Genomic DNA, 24,470 nt, shown 5'->3' with positions numbered 1-24,470 from the left:
GCCTGAACGTTCGTGTGATCCGGCATGAATTTCGCGTGAAATGGGCGGCCGGCGACGCCCCGCCTGCAATCCCGCAGGCCCCCATTGCGCCTTTCGCACGTGGAATCACCCCTCGCCATGCTAGGAAGGCGCGCGCCGCGGCCACCCAAGCCCGCGCGCGGGGAGCAGAAATGTCCGACCTCGGCGCTGCCGAAATTCCTGTCGACGAGAAGGAGCGCCCGCTTCCGGCGCCGAAAGCGCCGTTGAAGAACGCGCTGCTCGACGGCTCGATCCTGCGCACGCTGCTGTGGCTGGCCTGGCCGAACGTGATCGCGCTGACCGCTGGCACCTGCGTCGTGATCGCGGAGACCTCCTATATCGGCCGGCTTGGCGTGGAATCGTTGGCTGCGATGGCGCTGGTGTTTCCGATCGTGATCCTGACCATGACCATGTCGGGCGGGGCCATGGGCGGCGGCGTGGCCTCGGCTATCGCGCGTGCGCTCGGCGCCGGCGATACCGACCGTGCCTCGACGCTGGCCGCGCATGCGCTCCTGATCGGCCTCTGCTTCGGGCTTGTATTCATGCTGGGCATGCTGATCTTCGGCCCCGCGCTGCTGGAATTGCTCGGCGGTCGCGGCAACGTACTGACGCAGGCGGTCGCCTATACGCAGATTTTCTTCGGCGGCGCGGTGGTGCCGTGGCTGATGAACACGATGTCCGGTATCTTGCGCGGCACCGGCAACATGAAGCTGCCGTCGCTCATGATGCTGTCATCCGCCGTCTGCCAGATCATTCTCGGCGGGACGCTTGGCTTAGGCCTCGGCCCGATCCCGCAATTCGGCATGCGCGGCGTCGCCGCGGGCTCGCTGATCGCCTATCTCATCAGCATCTCCGTGATGTCCTGGTACCTGTTCTCCGGCCGCGCGCGCGTCATTCCAAAGATCCGCGGCCTTCACATTCGGATGCCGATCTTCATCGACATCCTGAAGGTCGGCGCCATCGCCTGCTTCTCGCCGTTGCAGTCGGTGCTCACCATCAGCATCTTCACCCACATGCTGGCGAGTTTCGGCACCGAAATCCTCGCCGGCTACGGCATCGGCGCGCGACTCGAATTCATGCTGACGTCGATCTCATTTGCGGTTGGCATCGCCTCGGTGCCGATGGTCGGCATGGCGGTCGGCGCGCAACGCATCGCGCGGGCCCGCAGGATCTGCTGGATCGCAGGGGTCGTCGCATTCGTATCGGTCGGTACGGTTGCGAGTGTCATTGCGATCTTCCCTGACATCTGGGTCAATCTCTTCACCGATGATGCGAGCGTGCGCGCCGCCAGCCGGCAGTATTTGTCGACGGCGGCACCGATGTATGCTTTCCTCGGCCTTGCCACGACGTGCTATTTTTCATCGCAAGGCGCGGCCAAGGTGATCGGCCCGGTGCTGGCGCAGACCGTGCGGTTGCTGTTTATCGGCGCCGGCGGTTGGTGGCTGTCAACGCATGATGCGACCGCACAGGACTTCTTCAAACTGGCGGCGGCTTCCATGGTGTTGCTCGGCGTGCTGTCGTGCGTCAGCGTGATGTTGACTCGCTGGGGGCCGAAGCCGCGCGTGCCCGTGGTGAAGCCGGCGCTGTCGTGACCCTTCACCCGTCATCCCCGCGCAACGGCTTCGCCGGTGTCGCTGGAGGAGCGCGAAGCGCGTCTCGAAGGATGAACGGCTCGAGTTGTGGCCGTCGCCCTTCGAGACGCGCGCGAGAGCGCTCTTCAGGGTGGCGGTCCGAGAGAACCGCGTCGACTGAAACGGTCAGCGCCGCCGGTGACGTCGGCCGTGACGGCTGCCGCCGGTACTGGCCATGCGCATCAATTGCGGGACCATGCTCATCAGCTCACCGCCACCACCGCTGTCGAGCATGCCCATGAAATCTCCGCCGCCCATGCTGCCGAAATTCATGCCGCCAGCGTTCACGCCGTAACCCTCGGGTACATAGCCGCCGCCAAATTCGCCGGGGATTCCGCCGCCGCCTTCCATCATGCGGCTCATCATCGGGCCCATGGTCTGCATCATCATGGCGAAGCGGCGCTTGCCCATCCTGGCCTTCATCATCTCCAGCATCGGCGCCATCTGCGTCATCATGTCTTGGCCGCCGCCTCCGCCGCCACCAAAGCCGACGAACTGCGCCTTGGCCGGCATCGAAGTCAGGGTGAACAGCAAAAGCAGCGTGGCTGCGTGGCAGACGAACTTGTCAGCTCCCGTCATGGTTCTGTTCCTCATGCGCGGGCGACCGCGGGCGCGGCGCCATTCGGACGCACCCGCTGAGGCTAGGAGTGGGGCGTGGGCTGATCTGTGAGAAAGATCACGCTTTCCTGCGGCGGGCGGTGAACTCGGTGACGACGCGCCATGTTGCGCCCGCATCCGCCGAGACTTCGCCGCGCCAGAGGAATGAATCGGCGGCGATGTCGAGAAAACTCCAGCGGGCCAGTTGGCCATCCGGGCGCGTGCCGAGCTGCACGATGTCGCGGCCTTCCGCGCGACCGATCATCTGCAGGAAATTTCGCGTCACCGGGTCACTCCACTGAATCCGCCAGGCGTCGATATCGGGATCGTAGACCCGCAGCGTGGTGCCGTAGGAGTTGAAACTGGTCGCGGCATCGCCGTGCCGCAGTTCGCCGCGTGGCGGCACGATCCAGACATCCTGGATCGCGCGCCCCTCCAGCGCCCAGCCGAAGTGCCATTCGCCGGCGCGGCGGCGCTCCGTGCCGTCTTCGGAAAACTGCCTGACATCGAGATCCCAGGAGCCGACGAAGCGGCCGTAGAGATCCATCCTGCCGGCGCGGTCGGCCGAGGGACCGTCCGCGCCGAGGGCGTCGAGAAATGTTGATGTCATGCCGCGTTGCGTCCCAAGGCCTTCTGTATGGCCTGGATGCCCAAATCCATTTGCGCGTCGATATAGGGCGCGATCTCGTTCGGCAGCACATCCGCAATCCACACGAAGCGGGTGCGGCCGTCGCTTTCGGCAAAAACCTGCGCCGAAGCGCTGTGCTGTCTGATGCGTTCGCTGACGACGGCATAGACCAGCCGCCGCTTGGTGTCGTCGCAATCGACCAGGATTTCGCGCGCCACCGTGCCGTTTGAAAACGTCACGATGCGCGTGTCGCCGTCGAGCTTGGTGTCGGTCACGAAGCCGGGCGCCAGCCGCGTATGCAGCGCGCCGAAATCGCGCAGCGCGTCCCAGACGTCGGCGGGGGATGCGTCGATGATGATGTCTTTCTGGATGGAGGCCATGGTGATTTTCCTTTGCGTCTCGTTATCCCTGCACAACGGCTTTGCCGTTGTTGCTGGAGGTGCGAGCTCTTGCGAGCCTCGAAGGATGACTGGTTCGGTGTTTGCGGCTATCCTTCGAGACGACCGCTTCGCGGTCTCCTCAGGATGAGGCCGTGGGTGAGGCGTGATCTATGCTACGTGCACACGGCCTCGACATTGTTGCCATCAGGGTCGATCAGGAACGCCGCGTAATAGGTCGGGCTGTAATCCGCGCGCGGCCCGGCGCCGCCATTGTCGCGACCGCCGGCATTTCAGGCCTTCGGCATGGAATTGCTTGATCGCGGCATGATCCTTGGCGCGGAACGCGACATGCGCGGCCGAGCCGGCCGATCCCTTTTGCAGATGCAGCCAAAGCGCCGGTTCGCCCTTCGGGCCAAAGCCCGCGCCGGAATCGTCACGCGAGCACAGCACGAAACCGAGCGGGGCGAGCGCTGCCGTATAGAAGCGAACGCTGGCGTCGAGGTCGCCGACGCGTAAACCGATGTGGTCGTACATGAGTCTCTCCAGTCATTAGCGCGCGAATGCGCGCGTCGTGGAGAAAGCCTAGTCAATGGAGGGCCAGCCGTTCTTGGAAAATCTTGCGCTTGCCCCGTGAGGCCTGGCGGAACTTCAGCGGCGAGGCGCCGGCGGCTCGGCCAAACGTGCGCACAAAATTGGACAAGTCCGCAAAGCCGACATCATAGGCGATATCGGTGATCGGGCTGTCGTCATCGGCCAGACGTCGGGCGGCATGGCGCAGCCGCGAGCGCACCAGATATTGGTGGGGGGTAACGCCGAGCACTTCCGAGAACAGCCGCAGGAAGTGGAACGGGCTGATCCCGGCTTGGGCGGCGGCATCCTCCAGGTTGATCTGCTGGTGCGAGTTGGCGTCGATCCACAGCGCGGTCTCCACCGCGCGGCGGCGGTCGCGCGCAGCATCCGGGCCGGATCTGCGCGGCTTGCCGGAAACCACCTCGACAAAGCGGCTCGCCAGCACCTGGCCGATCTCGTCGAGGCCGATGTCGCTGCTGCCATCTGCTGCCGCTTGCGCCAGTTCGCCCAGCACCACCAGTTCCGGCAATGGCGGCGCGGAGCCGATCTGCCAGGGGGCCTGGCTGTCGCCGATCGCATCCACCAGCTCGGGCGCGAGGAAGAACGACAGGCATTCGTCGCCGCAGACATGCTCGTGGGTGCAGATATATTCGTCGCCGGGATGGCCGATCAGCACCGATCCCGCCACCAACTCGCTGAACTTGCCGCGGCAATGCAGGCCGAAACTGCCCTTGCGCACATAGGAAATCGAATGACGGCTATGCTGCTCCGCAAACGGCTTGTCGCCGGGCGCTGCAGTGCAGCGGTAATCGGAAACGGAAATGGATTTGCGTTCGAGAAGCGAGCTCGCCGTCATCCCGCAGACTTAAGTATGCGCACGCGGCGGTGCAACCGGCAGCAGCACATCGAACAGCGTCTTACTGGTGGTCGGGCTGGCGCCCTCGATCGAGAGGAGCCGCCGCTTGGAGATCGCCCCGCCGTGCGGCGAAATCTTGTCGGCATAATTGCCCGCTTCCAGCACGCGATGGCAGGGCACGATGACCATGAAGGGGTTGCGGCCGATCGCCTGCGCCACCGAATGGACCGCGCCGGACGCGCGCAAGGCCGACGCTATTTCCGCGTAGGTCCGGGTCTCCCCGCGCGGGATCGCGCGCGTATAGGCGTAGACGCGCTGGCTGAAGGCAGGAATGCCGGTCATATCCAGCGCGACCTCGGCGAAATCGCACTTAGCCCCGCGCAGCAGGGCGGTGATGCCTTCGATTGCGACCTGGACATTTTTGGGAGGGCGAAGTTCGCGCGCATCCGGATAGAGCTGATAGAGCCGCCGCCGCGTATCGATCTCGCGCACTTCAGGAAGCTGCACGCCGATGATGCCCGACGGCCCCCACGCGATGCCGCACCGGCCGATCCCCGAATCGAAAATAGTGTAGCTACGCCCCGTCATACGCCACCAAGCCCCTGAACGGATCATAGCACCGGCTTGAGAGAGCGCATCTGGAATTTTTGCGGAAGTTAACAGTAAGGCGAGACGACGAACGGAACAGCTTGGCGGATCGCGCGATGTCGGCTAATCATGGCAGCATGATCCGGAAAAGTGGTTGCCGGTTTTCCCTCGCGACAAACGCGGTAGCGTTTGCGCGGAGATCATGCTCGAAGCAAAAGAGCGACCCGCGGGCGTAGTTCAATGGTAGAACGGCAGCTTCCCAAGCTGCATACGAGGGTTCGATTCCCTTCGCCCGCTCCAATACTCATCGCCGCGTGGGGAAGCTGGTTTCGCGACGGCGTTCCCGTAGGCCGTGGTCCGGGATCGACGGAACGGCCGGCTACGGTCACGGCTGCGCGCTTACTGCCGCTTGACATAAACATACTCGATGGCAAGGAACTCGCTGCCGCCTGGCGGCGTCCAGAATTGACGTACGACGTTGCGACGATCGCTCTCGACGATGATCTCGCGCCGTTGTTTCATGGCCTGTCCGACGAACTCCGTTCCCCAACCGGGGTGGGTAAACGCTTCGATGAATACCTCAATGATGCGGTCGCGATGCGGGCGCTCGCCGTCGAAGCTCGTTTCATACATCGTCCTGGGATAGCGAGTATCGAGGCTCACATACTCATAGCGCCGATCGACATTGTTGAATGACAGGTAGGCGTGGCGGGCGAATGGCTCCTGCTCGCTGCCAGGCGCCGGTTTCATGATCTCCTGAAGAAAGGCCCCGCCGATCAGCCGTCGCTCCGCAACCATGGGAGCCAAGGCAATGGGCTCTGCCCCCGGCCCGGGCCATACCCGCTGCTGCACACTCCAGTCGCCTTCCAGTGCGCGGATCAGGTCATACTCCGGACCAGGCACCATCATCCGAGCGATTGCAGACGGCGCATTCTGCTCCGCCGCCGCCCTATCTACACCACCGAGCATCGCTGCGACCGCGAGCAGAACCATTACCAGCAAGGTGAGAGCGTTCCGCATGCGGAATAAGTCGCCGTCGACAACGGCGTTCCCATGGCGCACGATACTTTTGGTGCGGCGACGGAGCTGCCCTCGTTTGCGGTAACCGACAGGGCGTGCGCGCGTAGTTCCATGGTAGAACGGCAGCTTCCCAGGCTGCATAGGAGGGTTCGATTCGCTTCGCCCGCTCCACTTCAGGATGCATCCCTATCCCCGCATCGGGTTCATCGCCTCGGCCGTTGTCTGTTACAGAACCGCGCCGCATCACCCCGCCTGAATACGGATGCCGGAAACAGGGTCGCGCATCTGCTGCAGCCGCGCCTCACACTGTGCCTGTGCTTCAATGCGCCCTTTGTAGGCCGCCTGCACAGATCCGCCCGATGGGAACCGGTCGGCCCTCGTTCGCGCCTGTGCGCCAATCGTAAATGCAAGCGTGATTGCCACGACGAGTGCTGTCCGCACTTCAGCTCCCCCCGTGTTACTACGGTTGGGCAGTTCGCTTGATGGTAAAGCGGTGCGCTGACGAAGAACGCCGAGAGCTTTTTCGCTGCACTCGCTGGACCTTCGACTTCCCGCACGAACAGGAGAGCAACAGTCTTGTCTAAAAAGCTAATCGCTCAGAAAATGGGCTCCCATTTTCTCAGGAATCTGGCCTCCTTAGTTGCCGGAGAGTTCGTGTGATTCGCGAATTAATGACAGTCCACAATGGAGGCTGCCATGAAAGCGTTCGGTCGCGTACTAACGATGTTCGGTATTCTTCTGGTGTCTTTTCGTGCTGACGCTCACGATGCGTCGATGCCGCACCACGAGTGGTTCAACAGACAGGAAATGAACCCAGCCGCCCAACACCGGCTCGGTGTTCCATGGAAATCGTGTTGCGACAACGGCGACGTATTCAAAACACGCTTTCGCGTTGCAGACGACCATTCGGACCAATGGCAATACCTCAAAGACGGCCAATGGAAAGTCATCCCACCCGACATCATCAAGTCTGAAGACACGCCAGATCATTTGCCCGTGCTGTTCATAAACAAGCGCACCGGCGACGAGCTCTGCTTCTTCGTGCCGAAGGGTGGACTGTGACGCTTTAGGCCTGTCGCCAGTTCGACCCATCGACTTTGAGCAACACAGGCCTATCTTTCACCGGCGATCACGCGTAGGGTCGCTTCGTCGCAAGACGATGGCGCTGAACCTTAGAGTGGACTGCGGGCAGACCCGGGGGCAGTACCCGGCGCCTCCACCTTAGCAGCTTGAGCTTAAAGGTCTCATCTCGGTGAGATCGATTCTGCCGAAAGGCCGAATCCCAGGGCTGCTAGGGCGGGGGCGAACCAGGATCGATGGTCGCAAAGAAGCTCTGAATTGTGCTCGGCATGATACCGCCGTTATCGGGTCAAAAACCTAAATGCAAACGATAACGTTGCATTGAACGAAGTGCGCCTCGCGGCGTAACCGTTCGGGGTTGGTCCACCTAGCAACAGAACGGCCATCGCCGCGTCAACCCTCGGGTTGGCGCGGCTTTTATTTGCGGCCCGACTCACTCCTCGCGCGTCGCCTTCAATTTCCATGTCTGATGTGCTAGTCCGGGTTCATGGTTAGAACACTCGAACAAGCCATCGCGCAGATTTCCCGGCTCCCGGACGCCGATCAGGAACAGATCGGCCGAAAACTGCTCGAGCATGTCGACAGGCTCAAGGCGCTTCGCGCCGAGTTGGACAAGGGCATGCGGTCGCTCGATGCGGGCGAGGGCCGCGCCCTCGATATGGAAGCTTTCCTTCGCGAAAAGAATTCGCGACATGGCAGAGCAAAGGCCGGCGATTGTTTGGTCGCCTGAGGTTCTCGCCGATATTGACCATCATTGGGACTATTACGCCGAAGCGGCAGGATGGCGAGAACGGGTAGGCCAGCGTAAAGAGACGTCACAAATGGAGTTGAGCGTTGACCCAGGCGATTGCTTCCCCTGACAGCTCCCGCAACATTCTGCTGATAGTTGCCGCCGGCGGCATCGTCTCCGGCGTTCTCACGCCGCTGCTGCCTACACTGATCGACCATATCCTCGGCTTGCCCGGCCAGCTTCGCATTTCGCTGATCGCGGTGCCGTTCGCCGTGCTCGTCTTCATTCAGGTGCGGCGCTTCAGCGCCAATCCATGGTGGGCGGCGTTACTTGCCGCGATCGTCACCATGGTCGCTTTTGTCTGCGCGGTGAACGCGGCGATCTTTATCGAGGGACAGACCGCGGGGGCTGTCGCGGTCATGCGCTATCTGCTCGCCGGTTTGACGGGCGGTCTCGTCGGTTCTGCCGTGATGGCGCTAGGAATCGGGCTGCTGCCGGCAGGGCCACGTGCGGCCACCGCATGGTGGCCGATGCTAATCACGGGGACGCTCACCGGCACGCTGCTCGCGCTCGACAATGCGCTCGGCCTCGATCAGACCTCGTTTCTCTATCCGGTCTGGCAGGCGGCAGTCGCGGTGCGGCTGGTGATGGCGCTGCGGTCCTGACGGCACGGCGCCGCGTGCAGCACCGTAGTTCTACCGGCCTGCATTAAAGCCTGCATTAAGGCTGCCTTAGCCGGGTTCCGCCTACGTTGACCGCTCCCTTTACCCAGCGGAATCACAACATGCGGATCGGTCGTCTCTTTGCGGTATCGATGCTTTCGGTGACGGTCCTCGCGGCCATCCTTGGTGCCGGGGTCCTGATCCCGCAATACCGGACCTTTGCCGGCAAGACTGAGGCGATCAAGGCGGTGGAGGCCTATGGCACGGTGCTGGCGGTTGGCCAGCAGGTCGCCGGCTACCGCGCACCTTACGTCGGTCCGTTGTTTCAGGAAGGCGCCGCGACGCCAGCCCAACTCGAGGTGGCGGCGAAGGCCGTGCAGACGGCAGATGCCGCGTTCGCGAAGGCGCGGACCGCCGTCGGCGCGCTCAGCGATGGCGCTGTCATCGTCCAGGGCCTCAACCAGGCGGCGGCCAAGCTGGCCGAGGTTCGCACCGCGAGCGATCGCGCGATGGGCTTGCCGATGAGCGCGCGCGATTCTGCGGCGATCAAGGGCTTCCTGCCGGGCATTGCCGCGGTTGTCGGGATTCTCGAACCGCTGTTGAACCAGCTTGAAAATCAGGTCGCGATGGCAGACGCATCGTTGACGGCGCTGTTGAATGTCGCCCGCACGTCGCAGGATCTGCGGATCTCGGCCGGCGGCCGCGCTGCCACGGTTTCGCTTGCGATCAGCACCCGCCGTCCGCTGACGGCGGCTGAAATATCCAGCATGGACCGCGCCCAGGGCCGCGTCGATCTCGACCGCGAGCGGATCGAGGCCGGTGTGGATCAGATCGGCAGCCCGCCGCGCCTTGCGAAAGCGATGAACGACGCGATCGAGGCCTATTTCGCAAAGGCCGCGCCATGGCTTGAAAAGGAACTGGCGGCCGGCCGCAATGATGGCAAATTCGCCATCGACTCCAATCAACTCGCCAGCACGATCGTGCCGGCGGTGCAGGCCTTCTTCGCCGTGCGCGATGCCGCGCTGGCCGAGGCCGGAGAACGCGCGGGCGCCGCGCGCGACACTGCCCTGACCATGCTCGCGCTGGCCGGCCTTGCCGTCATGGCGCTGCTCGGCGTACTTGCCGGCGTCACCATGATGCTGCGCCGACGCGTGATTACCCCGCTGGCGACGCTGACGGGCGTGGTCGGCGATCTCGCCGCCGGCCGGCATGACGTCACGATCCCGACCGTCGAGCGTGCCGATGAAATCGGCGCCATGGCCGGCTCGCTGCAGGTCTTCAAGGACGCCCTCATCGCCAAGAGGCCGCCGATGCGGCGGCCGCGGTCGAAGCGGATGCCAAGATCCGGCGCGGGCAGCGCGTCGACCAGATCACCAGCGACTTCGAAGCGATGATCGGAGAGATCGTCGAAATCGTGTCGTCGGCCTCGACCGAACTGGAAGCCTCCGCCGGCACGCTGACGGCGACCGCGGAGCGTTCAGAGGAGCTCGCCACCACGGTTGCGGCGGCATCCGAGGAAGCCTCCACCAATGTGCAATCGGTGGCATCCGCCACCGAAGAAATGGCCTCCTCGGTCAACGAGATCAGCCGTCAGGTCCAGGGCTCGGCGCGGATCGCCGGTGAGGCGGTGGAGCAGGCGCAGAAGACCAACGCCCGCGTCGCCGAACTCGCCAAGGCGGCCGCCCGCATCGGCGACGTGGTGGAGCTGATCAACACCATCGCCGGCCAGACCAACCTGTTGGCGCTCAATGCCACCATCGAGGCGGCGCGGGCCGGCGAAGCCGGACGCGGTTTCGCGGTGGTCGCGTCCGAGGTGAAGGCGCTGGCCGAGCAGACGGCCAAAGCGACCGGCGAGATCAGCCAGCAGATATCGGGCATCCAGGCGGCGACGCAGGAATCGGTCGGCGCCATCAAGGAGATCGGCGACACCATCGGACGGATGTCGGAGATCGCCTCTACGATCGCTGCCGCGGTCGAGGAGCAGGGCGCGGCGACCCAGGAAATTTCCCGCAACGTGCAGCAGGCCGCGCACGGCACGCAGCAGGTTTCCTCGAACATCACCGACGTGCAGCGTGGCGCCAGCGAAACCGGGTCCGCCTCCGCTCAGGTGCTGACGGCGGCAAAGTCATTGTCCGGCGAGAGCGACCGGCTCAAGCGCGAGGTCGGCAAATTCCTCACCTCGGTGCGGGCGGCCTGAGCCGTCGCCATCGCAAAAGCGGACGTTGCTAGGGCGCAATCGTCAGCACCGCCTTCATGTTTGGATGGTACCGGCAATAATATTCGAAGGTGCCGGCCTTCCTGAGAACCGACGTCACCGTCTTTTTCGGCGGCGTGGTCACGTCGAAATCGCCGTTGCGGGCGGTCGCGGTGTGCGCGAGCACATCCTTGTTGATCCATTCGATGGTGTCGCCGACCTTGGCCGAAACTTCGGCCGGCGCGAACACCAGATTGTCGACCGTGATCTGGATCGTTGCCGCCTGCGCCGGGACGGCTATCATGCCGAACATCAGAGCGGCCATCACAGGCAGATAGCGTCCCGGATGCATGGCGGGCACTCCTATTTCAGCTTGGCGGCGACTTGTTCGGCGTGCTGCTGGTGGCCCTGAAAAATCTTCAGGCCGGTCTGCAGCAGGCTCTTCAGCTCGGCATTGCTGGCCGACGGAATCAGCTGCGTCTCCAGCGCGCCGTTGACGGCCTTGTGGTAGGCGACCTCGTTGGCGACATAGGCCTTGTCGTATTCGGCGCCTTTCAGCCTGGCGAGTTCGGCGAGCTTCTCAGTGGCTTGCTTCGACAGCGTCTTGCTGGTGTCGTTGTCTTCCGGCGTCACCTTCAGCTTCTTGACGAGGTCGAGCGCCTGCTTGTTCACGGCCTCGTGGTCGCGCACCATGTCTTGCGCGAACGCCTTGACGTCTTTGTTGCCGGCCTTCTCGATCGCCTGCTTGGCGGCGGCGATGTCGATGACCCCTGCGGTGTAGGCGATATGCGCGATCTGGGGATCGGTGGGCTTCGCACCTTGCGCCAGCGCGGCGCTGCCCAGGATGCTCAATGCGGCGATCGCCGCGCTCAGTCGAACGAACATGTCTGACACTCCTGTGGCGCGGCACGCAGGCCGCGCGTTGTTGATGCACAGGAGTTGGATGGCGGCAACGCGCAGAGGTTCCCGGAAAAAATTAATCGAAACCCAGCCGCTTCAGCACGGCGTCGGTCAGCCGTTCGCAGCGCTTGCCAGCGAAGGGAAACGCTTCCATCACCACGGGGCCGATCTTCCTCTCGACGTTGTCGCGCAGCATCGTGCGGGCGCGGTGCAGCCGGGTCTTCACCGTCTCCGGCTTGAGTGAGAGAATCTCGGCGGTCTCTTCCACATTCATGCCTTCGATGACGCGGGTGATGAAGACGAGACGGAACGCTTCCGGCAATTCGTCAATGGCATGCTCGACGACATGCTGGATTTCACGCTGGGCCATGGATTTTTCCGGATCGTCGCCGGCGGCGAGGGGAAATTGAATGATTTGGGCTTCGAGCACACCTTGCGGCAATGAGTTCAATTCGACGGAGGGCCGCTGGCGGCGCAGCCGGCCCAGCGCCTCGTTCAGGGCGATCCGCGACAGCCATGTCGACAGGCTGGAATCGCCGCGAAAACTTTCCAGATGCGTGAAGGCGCGGACGTAGGCTTCCTGCACGACGTCCTCGGCTTCGCCGTCGTCGCGCAGGATGCCGCGGGCGAGGCGATAGAGCCTGCGGTTGTTCGCCTGCATGATGGCGCGAACCGCGGTTTCGTCGCGGGCCAGCGCCCGCCGCACCAGCTCGGTGTCGCCGGATTCGACGGGCGCGATTTGCGGTATCTGGGCCTGGCGCATGATGTTCACCAATAGCAGGGTATTGGAGTTGGATGCGCCAGGGAGAAACAGGTTCCCGAAAAAATCCGGCTTGCTTGGAGGGCAGACCGGGGCCCGTTACCCCATCTACATACCCGTCACGCCGCCGGCACCTGATCCAGGAACCCGGTGATGCTGCGGATGCGGCCGTCGCTGAGCACGGCGAAATCCGTGCCCTTGATCGGGCTTTCGCCGCCATCGGGCCCGAGCCCCCAGGAGAAGCGGACGTGGTCGCCAAACCCGTTGGGCTCGCCGATCAGCCTGAACCGGAAATCCGGAAAGCGCTGCTGCACCCCGGCGACGAGTGCGTCGACGCCGTCATGGCCGTCGCCCGACATCAGCGGGTCGACATATCGGGCATCGCTGGCCCAGTTCTGGCTAAGGATTTCGCGCCGGCGGCTTGGGGTCCGCTCGTTCCACAAATCGATGTAGTTGCGGGCGATCTTGTTGACGTCGGTCATCGTGCTCTCCTTCGGTTACGCCGGATTGATCGGCTGACCGACTATCGAAAAATCGCACGCGCCAATCGATTACCTCAGAGGTCAAGGATTTCGATTTTGCGGGTCTTCCGTCGCGCTGGTGCTGCGGCCATGGGCGTCCAGCGCATCGAGGAAACAGCGTACCTTGGCCGGAACGAACTGGCGAGCCGGCAGCAGCGCGTGAATATTGAGCGGTTCGCAGATGTGATCGGTGAGGATCCGCCGCAGCACTCCCGCCTCGATCGCGGCATTGGTAAAGCTCGCCGTCACCCGCAACACGCCGAGTCCGGCCAGCGCCGCTTGTAGCCGGATGTCGGCGTTCGAACTGATCAACCGTGCCTTCTGCGCGGTCAGATGTTCGGTGACGCCGGCCGGAGTCCTCAGCGCCCAGGGCGCGTCGTTCGGACCGGTCAGCATCGGAAGGCGAGCGAGCTCTTCCAGCGTGCGCGGCTCGCCGAATTTTTCCAACAGCGCAGGCGCGGCATACAGGCCGCGTTCCAGCGAGGAAACTCTGCGGATCACGATTCCGGTCGATGGCAGCGGTGAGTCCAGCATTGCAAACACGATGTCGTAATTTTCGGCCACGGGGCTGACGATCTCGTGCTCGACGTCAATCCGGATCACGAGATCCGGATAGCGGTCCATCAGTTCGATGGCGACCGGTCCGGCGTGGTGCGCGCCGAACTCGTAGGGCGACTTGATGCGCAGCGTGCCTGCGACAGCGCTGCTCATCGCCAGCGCCTCGCCATGGGTATCGTGCAGCGCAATGAACAGCGGCCGCACCCGCTGATAGATGGTGTCGCCGGCGTCCGTCAGGCGCAAATGGCGCGTGGTCCGCTCGATCAGCCGCAGGCCGAGATTGGCTTCCAGCCGCTGCACTGCAGCACTGAGGCTCGATTTGGGATGGCCGAGCACGCGCGCGGCGGCGCTAAAGCCGCCATGCTGCACCACCTCGCAAAACAGCTCCCAATCGCGCCAGTCCATCGGGGCCATCGTCCATGTGACGGGACGGTGTGTCCAGAAAATCCGGATACAAGGCAAACCGCCGATCCCGTAGAAGATGACATAGCAGCCGCGCGGTTCGCAAAACACCCAGAGGGAGAAACGGCATGTCGGATGACGGGATCTTTCTGCGCAATTCCTGGTACGTCGCGGCCTGGAATCATGAGTTGATCGACGGCCGAAAGCTCGCCCGCACCATTCTCGAACGGCCCATCGTGATCTATCGCGGCACGAGCGGCAGGGTTGTCGCCCTCGACGACCGCTGTTGCCATCGCGCGGCGCCGCTCTCGATGGGCCGGATCGAAGGCGACGACATTCGCTGCATGTATCACGGCATGAAATTCGAGCCGGGCGGCAAGTGCATCCAGATTCCGGGCCAGGACATGATCCCGCCAAAGCTCGGCGTGCGCAGCTATCCCTTGGTCGAGCGCTACAACCTGATCTGGATCTGGATGGGCGATATCGAAAAGGCCGATCCCAACCTGATCGTGGACTATCCGCCGCTCGCCGATCCCAAGTGGCGGGGCCTGCCCGGTTACATGCACTACAAGGCGAACTGGCTCTTGATCGTCGACAATCTGAGCGATTTCGCCCATCTCGCCTTCGTCCACACGCACACGCTCGGCGGCTCGGAGGAATATGCCTACAAGACCAAGCCGGTGGCGATCGAGAAACTCGACGACGGCTTTCGCGTCGAGCGTTGGCACATGAGCGCCGATCCGCCGCCCTATCATTGCAAGGTGATCGCGAACAAGACCGACAAGATCGATCGCCGCAATATCGGCCGCATGATCGTTCCCGGCATATTCCTGCTCGACACCATGTTCGCGCCAGCCGGCCAGGGCGCAGAAAAGGGCGTGCCGGTGCCGGGCACAAGGCAATACCGCAACGCGCAATTCATGACGCCGGAAACGCGCAGCACCACGCATTTCTTCTGGAACTATCTGCACGATTTTGATCTCGACAACCCCAACATCGCGCTGTCGCTGCGCAACAGCCTCGAAGAGGCTTTTCACGAGGATCTGGCGATCATCGAGGCGCAGCAGAAGGTGTTCGACGCCGATCCGAACTATCAGTTGCTGGCGATCGGTGCGGATGCGGCGCTGACCTATTTCCGCTGGCTGCTGGCGCGGCGGATCGAGGCGGAGGGGAGCGCGGCGCGGGCGGCATAGCGGCCGCGCCGCAGCCGCGGGAAGTGTGACCATTGATCGCGCTGGGGCCTGCGCCGGATCTGGCGTAAAAAGCTGATCTCGACCTCGTCATCATATGGGACGATCATTCGGTGGCAGAGAAACCCAAGACGCCGGAGCAGCGCGCGGGCGCCGACTGGGCGCAGCAGGTCTGGCTGTGGCCGCTGGAAGCCACGCGGTTGGCGCTGCACGCTTACGCGCAATGGTTCACCGACCCGAAGCCCGCGCCTTCCCCCGCGCCGGACCAGATGCCGCTGGCCTGGACCACGCCGAACGAGGTTGCGCTGCAGCTTCCGTCGATGCGGTTGCGGGAGTTTTCGCGAGGGAACACTGGTCAGCCGGTTGTCGTCTGCGCGCCCTATGCGCTGCACGGCACGCTGATCGCGGATTTCGCGCCTGGCCATAGTCTGGTCGAGGCGCTGCAAAAAGACGGCGTGAACCGGATCTATGTTCCCGACTGGCGCTCGGCTGTGCCGGACATGCGCTATCTGTCGATCGACAATTATTTGGCCGATCTCAATGTGGCGGTCGATGAGATCGGCGCGCCGGTCGATCTGGTCGGCCTGTGTCAGGGCGGATGGCTGTCGCTGGTCTATGCCGCGCGTTTTCCCGGCAAGGTGCGGCGGCTCGTGCTCGCCGGTGCGCCCGTCGATATCTCCACGCCATCAGAGCTCTCGAAGATGGTGGCCGCACTTCCGCATCAGGCTTTCGAGCAGATGGTGCAGCAGGGGGACGGCCTCGTCAGCGGCGAGCACATGCTCAGGTTCTGGAACATTCCGTTCAGCCAGCATGACGTGGAAGCCGTGCTGCAACGAGACCTCGGCGATGGATCGGACGAGGCGCAGATGCTGCTGGATCGTTTCGAGCGCTGGGATCGCGCGACGCTGGATCTGCCGGGGGCCTACTATCTCGAGGTGACCGAGCGGGTTTTCCGGCAGAACCTGATCGCTAGAGGCCGCTTCGTCGCGCTCGGCCGCAGAATCGATCTCACTGAAGTACGTGTGCCCGTCTTCCTGCTGGCCGGAGCGGATGACATCGTCGTTCCGCGCGATCAGGCGTTCGCCACCGCAGGGCTGTTGGGCACGCGGCCGGCGTGGCTGGAACGGGCCTGCGAGCCGTGCGGACACCTCAGCCTTTTCATGGGGCGCAAGGCGCTCGGCCATTCCTGGCGCCGGATCGCCCGGTGGCTTCAGACCGACATCGGCGATGTCGCCGGCGCAAAAATCCGCGCGTGAGATCCAAAATGAAAACGCCCCGGATCGCGTCCGCAATCCGGGGCGAGACTCTTCGCGGTGGATGGCCTTACTTCGCCGCGATCACCATGATCTCGACATTGTACTGCGGCGCGGCGAGCTTGGCCTCGACGGTGGCGCGCGCCGGCGTGTTGCCCGCCGACACCCAGCCGTCCCACACCGCGTTCATTTCGGGGAACGTCTTCATGTCGGTGATGTAGATCGTGGCCGACAGCAGCTTCGACTTGTCGGTGCCTGCCTTGGCGAGATGGCCGTCGATGATCGAAAGGATGTCCTGCGTCTGCTCGGTCACGCCCTTGCCGGCGGCCTTGCCAGCGACAACGCCCGCCAGATAGACGGTGTTGCCGTGGACGACGACCTGGCTCATGCGAGGTCCGGTTTCGAAGCGCTGGATGGTCATGTTGTTCTCCTGATGAGGGGCGGCGGCTTCTTAGCGCGCTCGCGTCTTGAGGGCTACTGCGTTATTTGCATTGAACCTGGAGGGAGTTGTCATGCCCGGGCATCCACGTCTTGCTCGAGGTAAGCAGGCAGGACGTGGATGGCCGGGCATAGGCGAGCGGAAGCGACGCCGTCCTTCAGACGGCTATGCCCGGCCACGACGACAAAGCGAATTAAGATGCCGCTTTCGCCGCCGCGCGTCCCGCATTCCTGCCTGAGAACAGGCAGCCGCCGAGGAAGGTGCCTTCCAGCGAACGGTAGCCGTGCACGCCGCCGCCACCGAAGCCGGCGGCTTCGCCGGCCGCGTAGAGCCCCTTGATGATCTCGCCATTGTTGCCGAACACGCGCGAGTCGAGATCGGTCTCGAATCCGCCCAGCGTCTTCCGCGTCAGGATGTTGAGCTTGACCGCGATCAGCGGGCCGTGGCCGGGATCGAGGATGCGATGCGGTTTGGCCGTGCGGATCAGTTTGTCGCCGATATAACGGCGCGCGTTGTGCAGGTTCATTACCTGCGCGTCCTTGACGTAAGGGTTGGTGATTTCGCGGTCGCGCGCCTCGATCTGCGCCTTGATGTGTTCGAGCTTGAGCAGATCGCTGCCGGCGAGCGCGTTCATCGCGCTGACCAGGTCGGCGAGATTGTCGCGCACGATGAAGTCGGCGCCGTTCTGCTTGAACGCCTCTACCGGCGCGGGTGCCCCCTTGTTGGTGGCGCGCTTGATGGTCAGGCGCCAGCTTTTTCCCGTGAGGTCGGGGTTTTGCTCGGAGCCGGAGAGCGCAAACTCTTTCTTGATGATGCTCTGGGTCAGGATGAACCAGGAATAATCGTAGCCGGTCGACATGATGTAGTGCAGTTGGCCGAGCGTATCGGAGCCGGGAAACAGCGGCGCGGGCAGCCGCTTGCCTGCCGCGTCGAACCACATGGAGGACGGGCCGGGCAGGATGCGGATGCCGTGGCGCGGCCAGATCGGATTCCAGTTTCGGATGCCCTCGACGTAGTGCCACATCCGATCGCGGTTGATCAGCCGCGCGCCGGCGGCTTCCGTGATGCCGATCATGCGGCCGTCGACATGTTCGGGCACGCCGGAGATCATGAATTTCGGCGGCTCGCCCAGCCGCTTCGGCCAGTTCTGCCGGACCATCTCATGATTGCCGCCGATACCGCCGGAAGCGACAATCACCGCCGGCGCACGCAAGCTGAAGTCGCCGACCACCTTGCGCGAGGAGCTCTTGCCGCGTTCGACGGAATCAGGATCGAGAATTGAGCCGCCGACGCCCTCGATTGCGCCGTTCGTCATCACAAGTGTGTCGACGCGGTGGCGGAACTTGAACATTAGCCGGCCGCTCTTCTCCGCTTCGCGCGCGCGGCGTTCGAACGGCTCGACGATGCCCGGGCCGGTGCCCCAGGTGACGTGAAAGCGCGGCACCGAATTGCCGTGACCCATCGCGTCATAGCCGCCGCGCTCGGCCCAGCCGACTACCGGAAAAATACGGTGGCCCATCGCCCGCAGCCAGTCGCGCTTTTCGCCGGCCGCGAACGCGACATAGGCTTCCGCCCATCGCTTCGGCCAAAGGTCGTCGTCGCGGTCGAAGCCCGCGGTCCCCATCCAGTCTTGCAGCGCGAGATCGTAGGAGTCCTTGATGCCGAGCCGGCGCTGCTCGGGAGAGTCCACCAGGAAGAGTCCGCCGAACGACCAAAAGGCTTGTCCGCCAAGGCTTTGCTCGCCTTCCTGGTCGACGACGACGACGCGCTTGCCGGCATCTGCGATTTCGGTTGCCGCGACCAGCCCGGCCAAGCCTGCGCCGACCACGATTACGTCTGCATCTTCAGCCATCGTTTCCTCCCCCGTGCCATTTTTGATTCAAGCCTGCGTCTTCGCGCGCGGTCAACGGCAAATGGGTTCCTGTCTGTGACCGCGTCGTCACGTCGGCAACGTGGCGTGTTCCAGTTTGGGACCTTTTCGCGCGGAGGGTGCAGCGGCCCGGCAACACTTAATTTGAATTTGTTTTGAGCGGCCTTCGCTGCCTAGACAAAAACGCGATCTCAAACGACGCTACATTCCGTCTTGCATCACAAAGACGATCAGATTCGGTTTCGACATTTCTTCGACTGGGGCTGGGATATGAAGCTGGTGACGGGGTTGCTTGCGGCGGTACTGCTGCTGGCGGGGGTAGGGGCGAGCCAAGCGGTGGTGCGGATAGCCGATGATCGCGGCGGCCGGATCGGCACCTACGTCGACAGATACCAGGGCCTGCGCACCTCGGGCGAAACCGTCATCATCGATGGCCTGTGCGCCTCTGCCTGCACCATCGTGCTCGGCGCGGTTCCCCATGACCGGATCTGCGTGACCTCGCATGCCAATCTCGGCTTTCATGCCGCCTGGGATTTCGGCGCCAACGGCCGCGCCGTCACCAACGCCGAAGCCACCCAGATGCTGTATTCGATGTATCCGCCGCCGGTCCGGAAGTGGATTGCGGCGCGCGGCGGTCTGACCCGGAACATGATCTTCCTGCGCGGCAAGCAACTGCAGGCGATGTACAAGCCCTGCTATCTCGACGCGCAAGCCTCCTCCAACAAGCCGGCCTCGCGCTGATTAAGCGCCGCCGTTTTGCCGGAAAGCGACGTCGTGGCCGGGCAAAAGCGCGAAGCGCGTCTTCGCGCAGATGTCTCGGCCATTTACTTTTTGTGAACCTCCTCCCGTGCCTCCTCCTTGGCTTGCCCCTCCGCATGACGTGATGTCGGGCGCGGCCATTCCGCTTGCCTGTCCCGGGAACTGGCCCTATCTGAAACGCATGGCTCAGCCGATTTCCACCCACCAAGGCCTGACGGCGGCCGCTCGGTCGCAGGGCAGGGTGGCGTCCTTGATCGTTTGGAGCGCTGCCGGCATCAGTGCGCTGGGCGTGCTTGGCGCGGCGGCATTGTGGTTCCATTACGGCACCGCGGTGTTTTTTGAGATGATCGCCGCCGGCATCTCGGCCTGCTTCTGATACGGCGAAAAGGAAATCGACGATGGACCGGACGATCCGCCCGCTGGTGATTATCGCTGCCTTCGCCACGAGCCTTGTGGTCGGGCTGGTGATCATGCTGTGGGCGATGGGCGGCCTGCGCACCGTGACCGCGCCGGCGGCGATCGGCGGGCCTTTTCAACTGACCGACCAGGCCGGCCAGGCCGTCACCGAGCAGAATTTGAAGGGGAAGCCGACATTGATCTTCTTCGGCTTCACCCATTGCCCTGACGTGTGCCCGACCTCGCTGTTCGAGATTTCCGAGGTCTTGAAGGCGATGGGCACGGACGCCGACAAGATCAACGCCTGGTTCGTATCCGTCGATCCCGAGCGCGACACGGCGGCCGCGATGAAGGATTATCTCTCCAGCTTCGATCCGCATTTGAAGGGGCTGACCGGCGAGCCACAGGCGGTAGCCAAGGTGATTTCGGCCTACCGGGTCTATGCCAGGAAGGTCCCGCTCAAGGACGGCGACTACACCATGGATCATACCGCGTTGGTCTATCTGATGGATCGCGACGGCAATTTCGTAGCGCCGTTCAACCTGAAACGGTCGCCTGAGGAAGCCGCCAAGGATCTAAAGCGCTATCTCTGAGCGGCAAGGCCGGCCAAAAGCTGCAAAACGGCCCTCGCATCGCGGGCCGGATGGTCTATAAGGCCGTGAAATTCCGCAACATATTGCCGAAGATGCCATACCTTAACGCCCCGTTAACCAATGCAAAACTGCATCGAACTGTCCGCGCCTGGCTGGCCGGGTTGCCGATCGTGTTCGCATTGACGGCTGTTGGCGGTGTCGCGGTGCAGGCGCAAACCCAGCCCCGCCCGGCGGTCGAGGCCGCCCCGCAGGCGGTGCCCGGCTTCTGGGACCCGCGGCGGCGTCCGGACCGGCCGGACATGTCGCGCCTCACCGTGATCCGCTTCCTGACCGAGACCGACTACCCGCCGTTCAACTTCACCGGTGCCGATGGCAATCCCGCTGGCTTCAATGTCGATCTGGCGCGCGCGCTGTGCGACGAGATCAAGATTAGCTGCACCATCCAGATGCGCCGCTTCGAGACGCTGGTCGATGCGATATCGAGCAATCGCGGTGACGCCATCATCGCCTCGATGGCGGTGACGCCGGCCCTGCGCGCAAGGCTCGATTTCACCGACCCCTATTACCGCGCGCCGGCGCGCTTCGTGTCGCGGCGTGACGCCGTGATGCCGGAGGTTCGCCCGGAATATCTCGAAGGCAAGAAGGTCGGCGTCATCGCTGGCACCTCGCACGAGGCCTATTTGAAGGCAATGTTCACCGACGCCGAGATCAAGTCCTATCCGAACGACGATGCGCTGCGGCTGGCCTTGCGGCGCAGCGAGGTCGATTTCATCTTCGGCGACGCGATCTCGCTGGCGTTCTGGATCAACGGCACCGACTCGGCCGAATGCTGCGCGTTCTCGGGTGGCCCCTTTGTCGAAAGCCGCTATTTCGGCGAGGGCATCGGCATCGCCGTTCGCAAAGGCAACGATCTGTTGCGGACCTCGCTGAACTGGGCGCTGTTCCGGCTCTGGGAAAAAGGCCGCTTCACCGATCTGTGGCTGCGGTATTTTTCTATTAGTCCGTTCTAGGAGTTGCTTCGCAGGGTGGGCAAAGGCGCTTGCGCCGTGCCCACCACGTCCTGCTCGGAATGCAATGGTGGGCACGCTTCGCTTTGCCCACCCTACGATTCCCGGCCGCCATTTTGCATTTTTGCGCGGAAGCGCTAGTTTCCGCGCCTCTTGGAGAGCCTCTTAAATGTCCGTCATCGACCTTGCCGCTAGCCCGAGCGATTTGCGTGCGCTCGCCGAACAATCCAACGCCTGGCCGTTCGAGCAGGCCAAGGCGATTGTCGCGCGGCTGAAGAAAAGCCCGAAGGACGAGGTGCTGTTCTCGACCGGCTACGGCCCATCGGGGCTGCCGCATATCGGCACCTTCGGCGAGGTCGCGCGCACCACCATGGTGCGCCATGCCTTCCGCGTGCTCACCGAGGACAAGATCAGGACGCGGCTGCTGGCGTTTTCCGACGACATGGACGGCCTGCGCAAGGTGCCCGATAACGTGCCGAACAAAGAGATGCTTACCGCCTATCTCGGCAAGCCGCTTTCGCGAATTCCGGATCCGTTTTCGAACGAGTATCCTTCATTCGGCGCGCACAACAATGCGCGGCTGCGCGCGTTCCTAGATACCTTCGGCTTCGACTACGAATTCGCCAGCTCGACCGATTACTACACGTCGGGCAGGTTCGACGCCGCGCTGTTGCGCATGCTGGAACGGCTCGACGCGGTCATGAAGATCATGCTGCCCAGCTTGCGCGAAGAACGCGCCGCGACTTATTCGCCGTTTCTCCCGATCTGCCCGCGCACCGGCATGGTGCTGTATGTGCCGATCGTCGAACATGATGTGAAGGCTGGCACGGTCTCCTATGACGATCCCGAGACCAAGGAGCGCGTCACGGTCCCCGTGACCGGCGGCCATTGCAAGCTGCAATGGAAGCCGGACTGGGCGATGCGCTGGTTCGCGCTCGGCGTCGACTATGAAATGGCCGGCAAGGACCTGATCGATTCCGTAAAGCTGTCGGGCAAGATCTGTGCGGCGCTCGGCGGCACGCCGCCCGAGGGATTCAATTACGAGCTGTTCCTCGACGAGAAGGGCCAGAAGATTTCGAAGTCGAAGGGCAACGGCCTCACCATCGACGAATGGCTGCGTTATGCCTCGCCGGAATCGCTGTCGCTGTTCATGTACCGCGAGCCGAAGGCGGCGAAGCGGCTGTACTTCGACGTCATCCCGCGCAACGTCGACGACTATCAGCAGTTCCTCGATGGCTTCACGCGGCAGGACGCGAAGCAGCAGTTGCAAAATCCTGTCTGGCACATCCATTCCGGCAAGCCGCCGAAGGCCGACATGCCGGTCACCTTCCAGCTTCTGCTGACGCTGGTGTCGTCGTCGAACGCGGAGAACGCCGAAACGCTATGGGGTTTTATCGGCCGCTATCGCGCCGGCGTGACGCCGCAGACGCATCCGAAGCTCGACGCGATGGTCGGCTACGCCATCAACTACTATCGCGACTTCGTGGCGCCGACGAAGCAGTTCCGCGAGCCGACCGACAACGAGCGCGCCGCGCTGCAGGACCTGCGCGATGCGCTGTCGCAATTGCCGGTAGGAGCGAGCGCCGAAGACATCCAGAACGTCGTCTATGAAATCGGCCGCCGCGAGCCGTTTCTGGATCCCGTGAAGAAGGGCAAGGACGGCCGGCCCGGCGTCTCGCTCGACTGGTTCAACATGCTCTACCAGGTGCTGCTCGGTCAGGAGAAGGGCCCGCGCTTCGGCTCGTTCGTCGCGGTGTACGGCGTGACCAATGCGGTCGCGATGATCGATGGCGCGCTGGCAAGGAGCGCGTAGGCGCCACACCAAAAGTCGTCATGCGCGGGCTTGACTCGCGCATCCATCTTGCTTCGCAAGAGTCTTTTTTTGATGGATTGCCGGGTCAAGCCCGGCAATGACGGTCCACTCAAACCGACTGCAGCACATAGCGGCGGTTGTCCCGCTGCGCCGGGCGGGCGTTCATCGGATAGAGCTTTGCGAAACCGGCGACGTCGCTTGCTGCGACCTGGATCGGATCGGTCAGCACCAGCCATTCGACGACTTCCGCGCAGGGTGGCGTCGTCAGCGAGCCTGGATACCGGTAATAGCCGAGCTTCGCCGGCAACAGCCCGTTCGGATTGATGCCGCCCTCCGCCTTCACGGCCGACCCTTCCTTGGCCGGCATGATGGCGACGATCTTGCTGAAGGTCGCATTCGGCTTTCCTTCCGAGAACATCACGCCGACCACGGCGAGCGCACCTGAATCGGCGCGGTGCACGAAATGCGCTTCCATCGGAAAACTTTTGCCGCCGATCAGATGTTCGCTCGGCCGGTGAAAGTGCACCTGCAGGAGTTTGTAGGTGGTATCGCCGAGCTTCAGCGTCGAGCCCTCGGCGAAATTGAGCTGGATGGTGTGGCCGTTGTTGACGATCGTATCGGCGCTCTTGCCCCATGACAGCTTCAGCGCTGGGAGCTGCGACTTGATGGGAGCTGCGATATTGATCGGCGATTGCTGCGCGCCGAGCGAGCAAGCCTTGTTGGCGGCGTCAAGGTCGCCCCATTTGGCAGGGGCGCCCGCGCCCTCGTAACTCCAATGGGCGCCTTCGGCGGCAAATCCCGCGGTCGTGCAGACCGGGCAAGCCGCGAGCCCGGCGAGCGCCTTCAAAAGATTTCGACGATTCATGTGATTCCCCTGCCTGGATGAAAGCTGTGCAGTATCTGATTCCGGGCTACGGATCGATGGGCAACGCCCACAAAGTGGGATGGCAGGCCCGCCGCAATTTCAGCCGCAGCACGCGCCGGATTGGGGTACAATGCCTGACATAACAGCCGTCAAAGCCTCCGCCGAGGCGCGGGCAACATAGCGGATCAGG

The 24,470-nt window shown here is 63.4% G+C and carries 25 protein-coding genes, 1 tRNA gene, 1 other RNA gene and 2 pseudogenes; 14 read left to right on the top strand and 15 right to left on the bottom strand.

The genetic code is table 11. The annotated features are described in order from the left end of the window. Positions 1 to 170: 170 nt before the first annotated feature. A complete protein-coding gene (locus V1288_RS08180) occupies positions 171 to 1,610 on the top strand; it encodes an MATE family efflux transporter (protein ID WP_334356562.1) in 1,440 nt (479 codons plus the stop codon). A gap of 165 nt (positions 1,611 to 1,775) precedes the next feature. On the opposite strand, the gene V1288_RS08175 is transcribed toward V1288_RS08180, so the two are convergent. From V1288_RS08175 to V1288_RS08150, 6 genes and pseudogenes are all read right to left on the bottom strand, one after another. Next, a complete protein-coding gene (locus tag V1288_RS08175; RefSeq protein ID WP_334356561.1) occupies positions 1,776 to 2,228 on the bottom strand; it encodes a hypothetical protein in 453 nt (150 codons plus the stop codon). A 97-nt stretch (positions 2,229 to 2,325) separates the two neighbouring features. Next, complete coding sequence (locus V1288_RS08170; protein ID WP_334356560.1) at positions 2,326 to 2,856, bottom strand: hypothetical protein; 531 nt, start codon at positions 2,854 to 2,856, stop codon at positions 2,326 to 2,328. Continuing rightward, positions 2,853 to 3,254, bottom strand: coding sequence for an SRPBCC family protein (locus V1288_RS08165; RefSeq protein WP_334356559.1), 402 nt, complete (start codon positions 3,252 to 3,254; stop codon positions 2,853 to 2,855). Before V1288_RS08165 ends, V1288_RS08170 begins: the two co-directional genes overlap by 4 nt. A gap of 173 nt (positions 3,255 to 3,427) precedes the next feature. Beyond that, a pseudogene (locus tag V1288_RS08160) lies at positions 3,428 to 3,788 on the bottom strand (VOC family protein). Positions 3,789 to 3,840: 52 nt separating this feature from the next. Beyond that, the gene (locus V1288_RS08155) at positions 3,841 to 4,680 is read right to left on the bottom strand and encodes a helix-turn-helix transcriptional regulator (RefSeq protein WP_334356558.1); all 840 of its coding nucleotides are present in this window, start codon (positions 4,678 to 4,680) and stop codon (positions 3,841 to 3,843) included. Between the two features lie 9 nt (positions 4,681 to 4,689). After that, on the bottom strand, positions 4,690 to 5,268 hold the full coding sequence (locus V1288_RS08150; protein WP_334356557.1) for a methylated-DNA--[protein]-cysteine S-methyltransferase: 579 nt from the start codon (positions 5,266 to 5,268) through the stop codon (positions 4,690 to 4,692). Between the two features lie 226 nt (positions 5,269 to 5,494). Here V1288_RS08150 and V1288_RS08145 point away from each other — a divergent pair. After that, a tRNA-Gly gene (locus V1288_RS08145) sits at positions 5,495 to 5,568 on the top strand. Positions 5,569 to 5,667: 99 nt separating this feature from the next. Here the strand turns inward: V1288_RS08145 and V1288_RS08140 are convergent. Beyond that, complete coding sequence (locus tag V1288_RS08140) at positions 5,668 to 6,261, bottom strand: DUF1579 family protein (protein ID WP_334361242.1); 594 nt, start codon at positions 6,259 to 6,261, stop codon at positions 5,668 to 5,670. Between the two features lie 723 nt (positions 6,262 to 6,984). Between V1288_RS08140 and V1288_RS08135 the strand changes: the two genes are divergently transcribed. The 5 genes and pseudogenes from V1288_RS08135 to V1288_RS08115 all read left to right on the top strand — a co-directional run bounded on the left by V1288_RS08135 (position 6,985) and on the right by V1288_RS08115 (position 10,957). Continuing rightward, complete coding sequence (locus V1288_RS08135) at positions 6,985 to 7,350, top strand: hypothetical protein (protein ID WP_334356556.1); 366 nt, start codon at positions 6,985 to 6,987, stop codon at positions 7,348 to 7,350. 47 nt (positions 7,351 to 7,397) lie between these two features. Then, positions 7,398 to 7,758: a transfer-messenger RNA gene (gene ssrA, locus V1288_RS08130) on the top strand. Positions 7,759 to 7,855: 97 nt separating this feature from the next. Continuing rightward, entirely contained in the window at positions 7,856 to 8,098 is a 243-nt protein-coding gene (locus V1288_RS08125; protein WP_334356555.1) for a hypothetical protein, read from the top strand. Positions 8,099 to 8,202: 104 nt separating this feature from the next. Then, a complete protein-coding gene (locus V1288_RS08120; protein ID WP_334356554.1) occupies positions 8,203 to 8,763 on the top strand; it encodes a hypothetical protein in 561 nt (186 codons plus the stop codon). Between the two features lie 119 nt (positions 8,764 to 8,882). Next, positions 8,883 to 10,957 (top strand): annotated as a pseudogene (locus V1288_RS08115) (methyl-accepting chemotaxis protein). A gap of 28 nt (positions 10,958 to 10,985) precedes the next feature. Here V1288_RS08115 and V1288_RS08110 read toward each other — a convergent pair. From V1288_RS08110 to V1288_RS08090, 5 genes are all read right to left on the bottom strand, one after another. Then, positions 10,986 to 11,306, bottom strand: a complete 321-nt coding sequence (locus V1288_RS08110; RefSeq protein ID WP_334356553.1) for a cupredoxin domain-containing protein — start codon at positions 11,304 to 11,306, stop codon at positions 10,986 to 10,988. 11 nt (positions 11,307 to 11,317) lie between these two features. Continuing rightward, positions 11,318 to 11,839 (bottom strand): DUF4142 domain-containing protein, encoded by a 522-nt coding sequence (locus tag V1288_RS08105; RefSeq protein ID WP_334356552.1) that lies wholly within the window; start codon positions 11,837 to 11,839, stop codon positions 11,318 to 11,320. Positions 11,840 to 11,930: 91 nt separating this feature from the next. Continuing rightward, positions 11,931 to 12,617, bottom strand: coding sequence for an RNA polymerase sigma factor (locus V1288_RS08100; RefSeq protein ID WP_334356551.1), 687 nt, complete (start codon positions 12,615 to 12,617; stop codon positions 11,931 to 11,933). Positions 12,618 to 12,733: 116 nt separating this feature from the next. Then, positions 12,734 to 13,096, bottom strand: a complete 363-nt coding sequence (locus V1288_RS08095) for a nuclear transport factor 2 family protein (protein WP_334356550.1) — start codon at positions 13,094 to 13,096, stop codon at positions 12,734 to 12,736. An 81-nt stretch (positions 13,097 to 13,177) separates the two neighbouring features. After that, the gene (locus V1288_RS08090) at positions 13,178 to 14,098 is read right to left on the bottom strand and encodes a LysR family transcriptional regulator (protein ID WP_334356549.1); all 921 of its coding nucleotides are present in this window, start codon (positions 14,096 to 14,098) and stop codon (positions 13,178 to 13,180) included. Positions 14,099 to 14,223: 125 nt separating this feature from the next. Here V1288_RS08090 and V1288_RS08085 point away from each other — a divergent pair, with 125 nt between their 5' ends. Together V1288_RS08085 and V1288_RS08080 are read left to right on the top strand one after the other, a co-directional pair. Next, positions 14,224 to 15,288, top strand: coding sequence for an aromatic ring-hydroxylating dioxygenase subunit alpha (locus V1288_RS08085; RefSeq protein WP_334356548.1), 1,065 nt, complete (start codon positions 14,224 to 14,226; stop codon positions 15,286 to 15,288). A 110-nt stretch (positions 15,289 to 15,398) separates the two neighbouring features. Further along, positions 15,399 to 16,541, top strand: coding sequence for an alpha/beta fold hydrolase (locus V1288_RS08080; RefSeq protein ID WP_334356547.1), 1,143 nt, complete (start codon positions 15,399 to 15,401; stop codon positions 16,539 to 16,541). A gap of 67 nt (positions 16,542 to 16,608) precedes the next feature. Here the strand turns inward: V1288_RS08080 and V1288_RS08075 are convergent, their stop codons facing one another. Together V1288_RS08075 and V1288_RS08070 are read right to left on the bottom strand one after the other, a co-directional pair. Continuing rightward, positions 16,609 to 16,959: a RidA family protein gene (locus V1288_RS08075; protein WP_334356546.1), complete on the bottom strand. Its 351-nt coding sequence runs from the start codon at positions 16,957 to 16,959 to the stop codon at positions 16,609 to 16,611. A 211-nt stretch (positions 16,960 to 17,170) separates the two neighbouring features. Next, positions 17,171 to 18,829, bottom strand: a complete 1,659-nt coding sequence (locus V1288_RS08070; protein WP_334356545.1) for an FAD-binding dehydrogenase — start codon at positions 18,827 to 18,829, stop codon at positions 17,171 to 17,173. A gap of 288 nt (positions 18,830 to 19,117) precedes the next feature. Here V1288_RS08070 and V1288_RS08065 point away from each other — a divergent pair, with 288 nt between their 5' ends. From V1288_RS08065 to V1288_RS08045, 5 genes are all read left to right on the top strand, one after another. Beyond that, a complete protein-coding gene (locus tag V1288_RS08065; protein ID WP_334356544.1) occupies positions 19,118 to 19,588 on the top strand; it encodes a hypothetical protein in 471 nt (156 codons plus the stop codon). Between the two features lie 142 nt (positions 19,589 to 19,730). Beyond that, positions 19,731 to 19,982: a hypothetical protein gene (locus tag V1288_RS08060; RefSeq protein WP_334356543.1), complete on the top strand. Its 252-nt coding sequence runs from the start codon at positions 19,731 to 19,733 to the stop codon at positions 19,980 to 19,982. Between the two features lie 22 nt (positions 19,983 to 20,004). After that, the gene (locus tag V1288_RS08055; RefSeq protein WP_334356542.1) at positions 20,005 to 20,595 is read left to right on the top strand and encodes an SCO family protein; all 591 of its coding nucleotides are present in this window, start codon (positions 20,005 to 20,007) and stop codon (positions 20,593 to 20,595) included. A 92-nt stretch (positions 20,596 to 20,687) separates the two neighbouring features. Beyond that, positions 20,688 to 21,605 (top strand): transporter substrate-binding domain-containing protein, encoded by a 918-nt coding sequence (locus V1288_RS08050; RefSeq protein ID WP_334361241.1) that lies wholly within the window; start codon positions 20,688 to 20,690, stop codon positions 21,603 to 21,605. Positions 21,606 to 21,771: 166 nt separating this feature from the next. Next, positions 21,772 to 23,415, top strand: a complete 1,644-nt coding sequence (locus tag V1288_RS08045; RefSeq protein ID WP_334356541.1) for a lysine--tRNA ligase — start codon at positions 21,772 to 21,774, stop codon at positions 23,413 to 23,415. A gap of 109 nt (positions 23,416 to 23,524) precedes the next feature. Here the strand turns inward: V1288_RS08045 and V1288_RS08040 are convergent, their stop codons facing one another. Then, positions 23,525 to 24,280, bottom strand: a complete 756-nt coding sequence (locus V1288_RS08040) for a carbonic anhydrase (protein ID WP_334356540.1) — start codon at positions 24,278 to 24,280, stop codon at positions 23,525 to 23,527. Between the last annotated feature and the right edge of the window lie 190 nt (positions 24,281 to 24,470).

It is taken from the genome of Bradyrhizobium sp. AZCC 2176 (assembly GCF_036924645.1).
Classification (GTDB): Bacteria; Pseudomonadota; Alphaproteobacteria; order Rhizobiales; family Xanthobacteraceae; genus Bradyrhizobium.
Note: the sequence above shows the minus strand (reverse complement) of the source record. Positions and strands in the feature narration are given on the sequence as shown.

Bases quoted from the DNA above. Each gene is read 5' to 3' on its own strand.
- V1288_RS08180 (WP_334356562.1), top strand. From the start codon at position 171: ATGTCCGACCTCGGCGCTGCCGAAATTCCTGTCGACGAGAAGGAGCGC.
- V1288_RS08175 (WP_334356561.1), bottom strand. From the start codon at position 2,228: ATGACGGGAGCTGACAAGTTCGTCTGCCACGCAGCCACGCTGCTTTTG.
- V1288_RS08170 (WP_334356560.1), bottom strand. From the start codon at position 2,856: ATGACATCAACATTTCTCGACGCCCTCGGCGCGGACGGTCCCTCGGCC.
- V1288_RS08165 (WP_334356559.1), bottom strand. From the start codon at position 3,254: ATGGCCTCCATCCAGAAAGACATCATCATCGACGCATCCCCCGCCGAC.
- V1288_RS08155 (WP_334356558.1), bottom strand. From the start codon at position 4,680: ATGACGGCGAGCTCGCTTCTCGAACGCAAATCCATTTCCGTTTCCGAT.
- V1288_RS08150 (WP_334356557.1), bottom strand. From the start codon at position 5,268: ATGACGGGGCGTAGCTACACTATTTTCGATTCGGGGATCGGCCGGTGC.
- V1288_RS08140 (WP_334361242.1), bottom strand. From the start codon at position 6,261: ATGGTTCTGCTCGCGGTCGCAGCGATGCTCGGTGGTGTAGATAGGGCG.
- V1288_RS08135 (WP_334356556.1), top strand. From the start codon at position 6,985: ATGAAAGCGTTCGGTCGCGTACTAACGATGTTCGGTATTCTTCTGGTG.
- V1288_RS08125 (WP_334356555.1), top strand. From the start codon at position 7,856: ATGGTTAGAACACTCGAACAAGCCATCGCGCAGATTTCCCGGCTCCCG.
- V1288_RS08110 (WP_334356553.1), bottom strand. From the start codon at position 11,306: ATGCATCCGGGACGCTATCTGCCTGTGATGGCCGCTCTGATGTTCGGC.
- V1288_RS08105 (WP_334356552.1), bottom strand. From the start codon at position 11,839: ATGTTCGTTCGACTGAGCGCGGCGATCGCCGCATTGAGCATCCTGGGC.
- V1288_RS08100 (WP_334356551.1), bottom strand. From the start codon at position 12,617: ATGCGCCAGGCCCAGATACCGCAAATCGCGCCCGTCGAATCCGGCGAC.
- V1288_RS08095 (WP_334356550.1), bottom strand. From the start codon at position 13,096: ATGACCGACGTCAACAAGATCGCCCGCAACTACATCGATTTGTGGAAC.
- V1288_RS08090 (WP_334356549.1), bottom strand. From the start codon at position 14,098: ATGGACTGGCGCGATTGGGAGCTGTTTTGCGAGGTGGTGCAGCATGGC.
- V1288_RS08085 (WP_334356548.1), top strand. From the start codon at position 14,224: ATGTCGGATGACGGGATCTTTCTGCGCAATTCCTGGTACGTCGCGGCC.
- V1288_RS08075 (WP_334356546.1), bottom strand. From the start codon at position 16,959: ATGACCATCCAGCGCTTCGAAACCGGACCTCGCATGAGCCAGGTCGTC.
- V1288_RS08070 (WP_334356545.1), bottom strand. From the start codon at position 18,829: ATGGCTGAAGATGCAGACGTAATCGTGGTCGGCGCAGGCTTGGCCGGG.
- V1288_RS08065 (WP_334356544.1), top strand. From the start codon at position 19,118: ATGAAGCTGGTGACGGGGTTGCTTGCGGCGGTACTGCTGCTGGCGGGG.
- V1288_RS08060 (WP_334356543.1), top strand. From the start codon at position 19,731: ATGTCGGGCGCGGCCATTCCGCTTGCCTGTCCCGGGAACTGGCCCTAT.
- V1288_RS08055 (WP_334356542.1), top strand. From the start codon at position 20,005: ATGGACCGGACGATCCGCCCGCTGGTGATTATCGCTGCCTTCGCCACG.
- V1288_RS08050 (WP_334361241.1), top strand. From the start codon at position 20,688: ATGCCATACCTTAACGCCCCGTTAACCAATGCAAAACTGCATCGAACT.
- V1288_RS08045 (WP_334356541.1), top strand. From the start codon at position 21,772: ATGTCCGTCATCGACCTTGCCGCTAGCCCGAGCGATTTGCGTGCGCTC.
- V1288_RS08040 (WP_334356540.1), bottom strand. From the start codon at position 24,280: ATGAATCGTCGAAATCTTTTGAAGGCGCTCGCCGGGCTCGCGGCTTGC.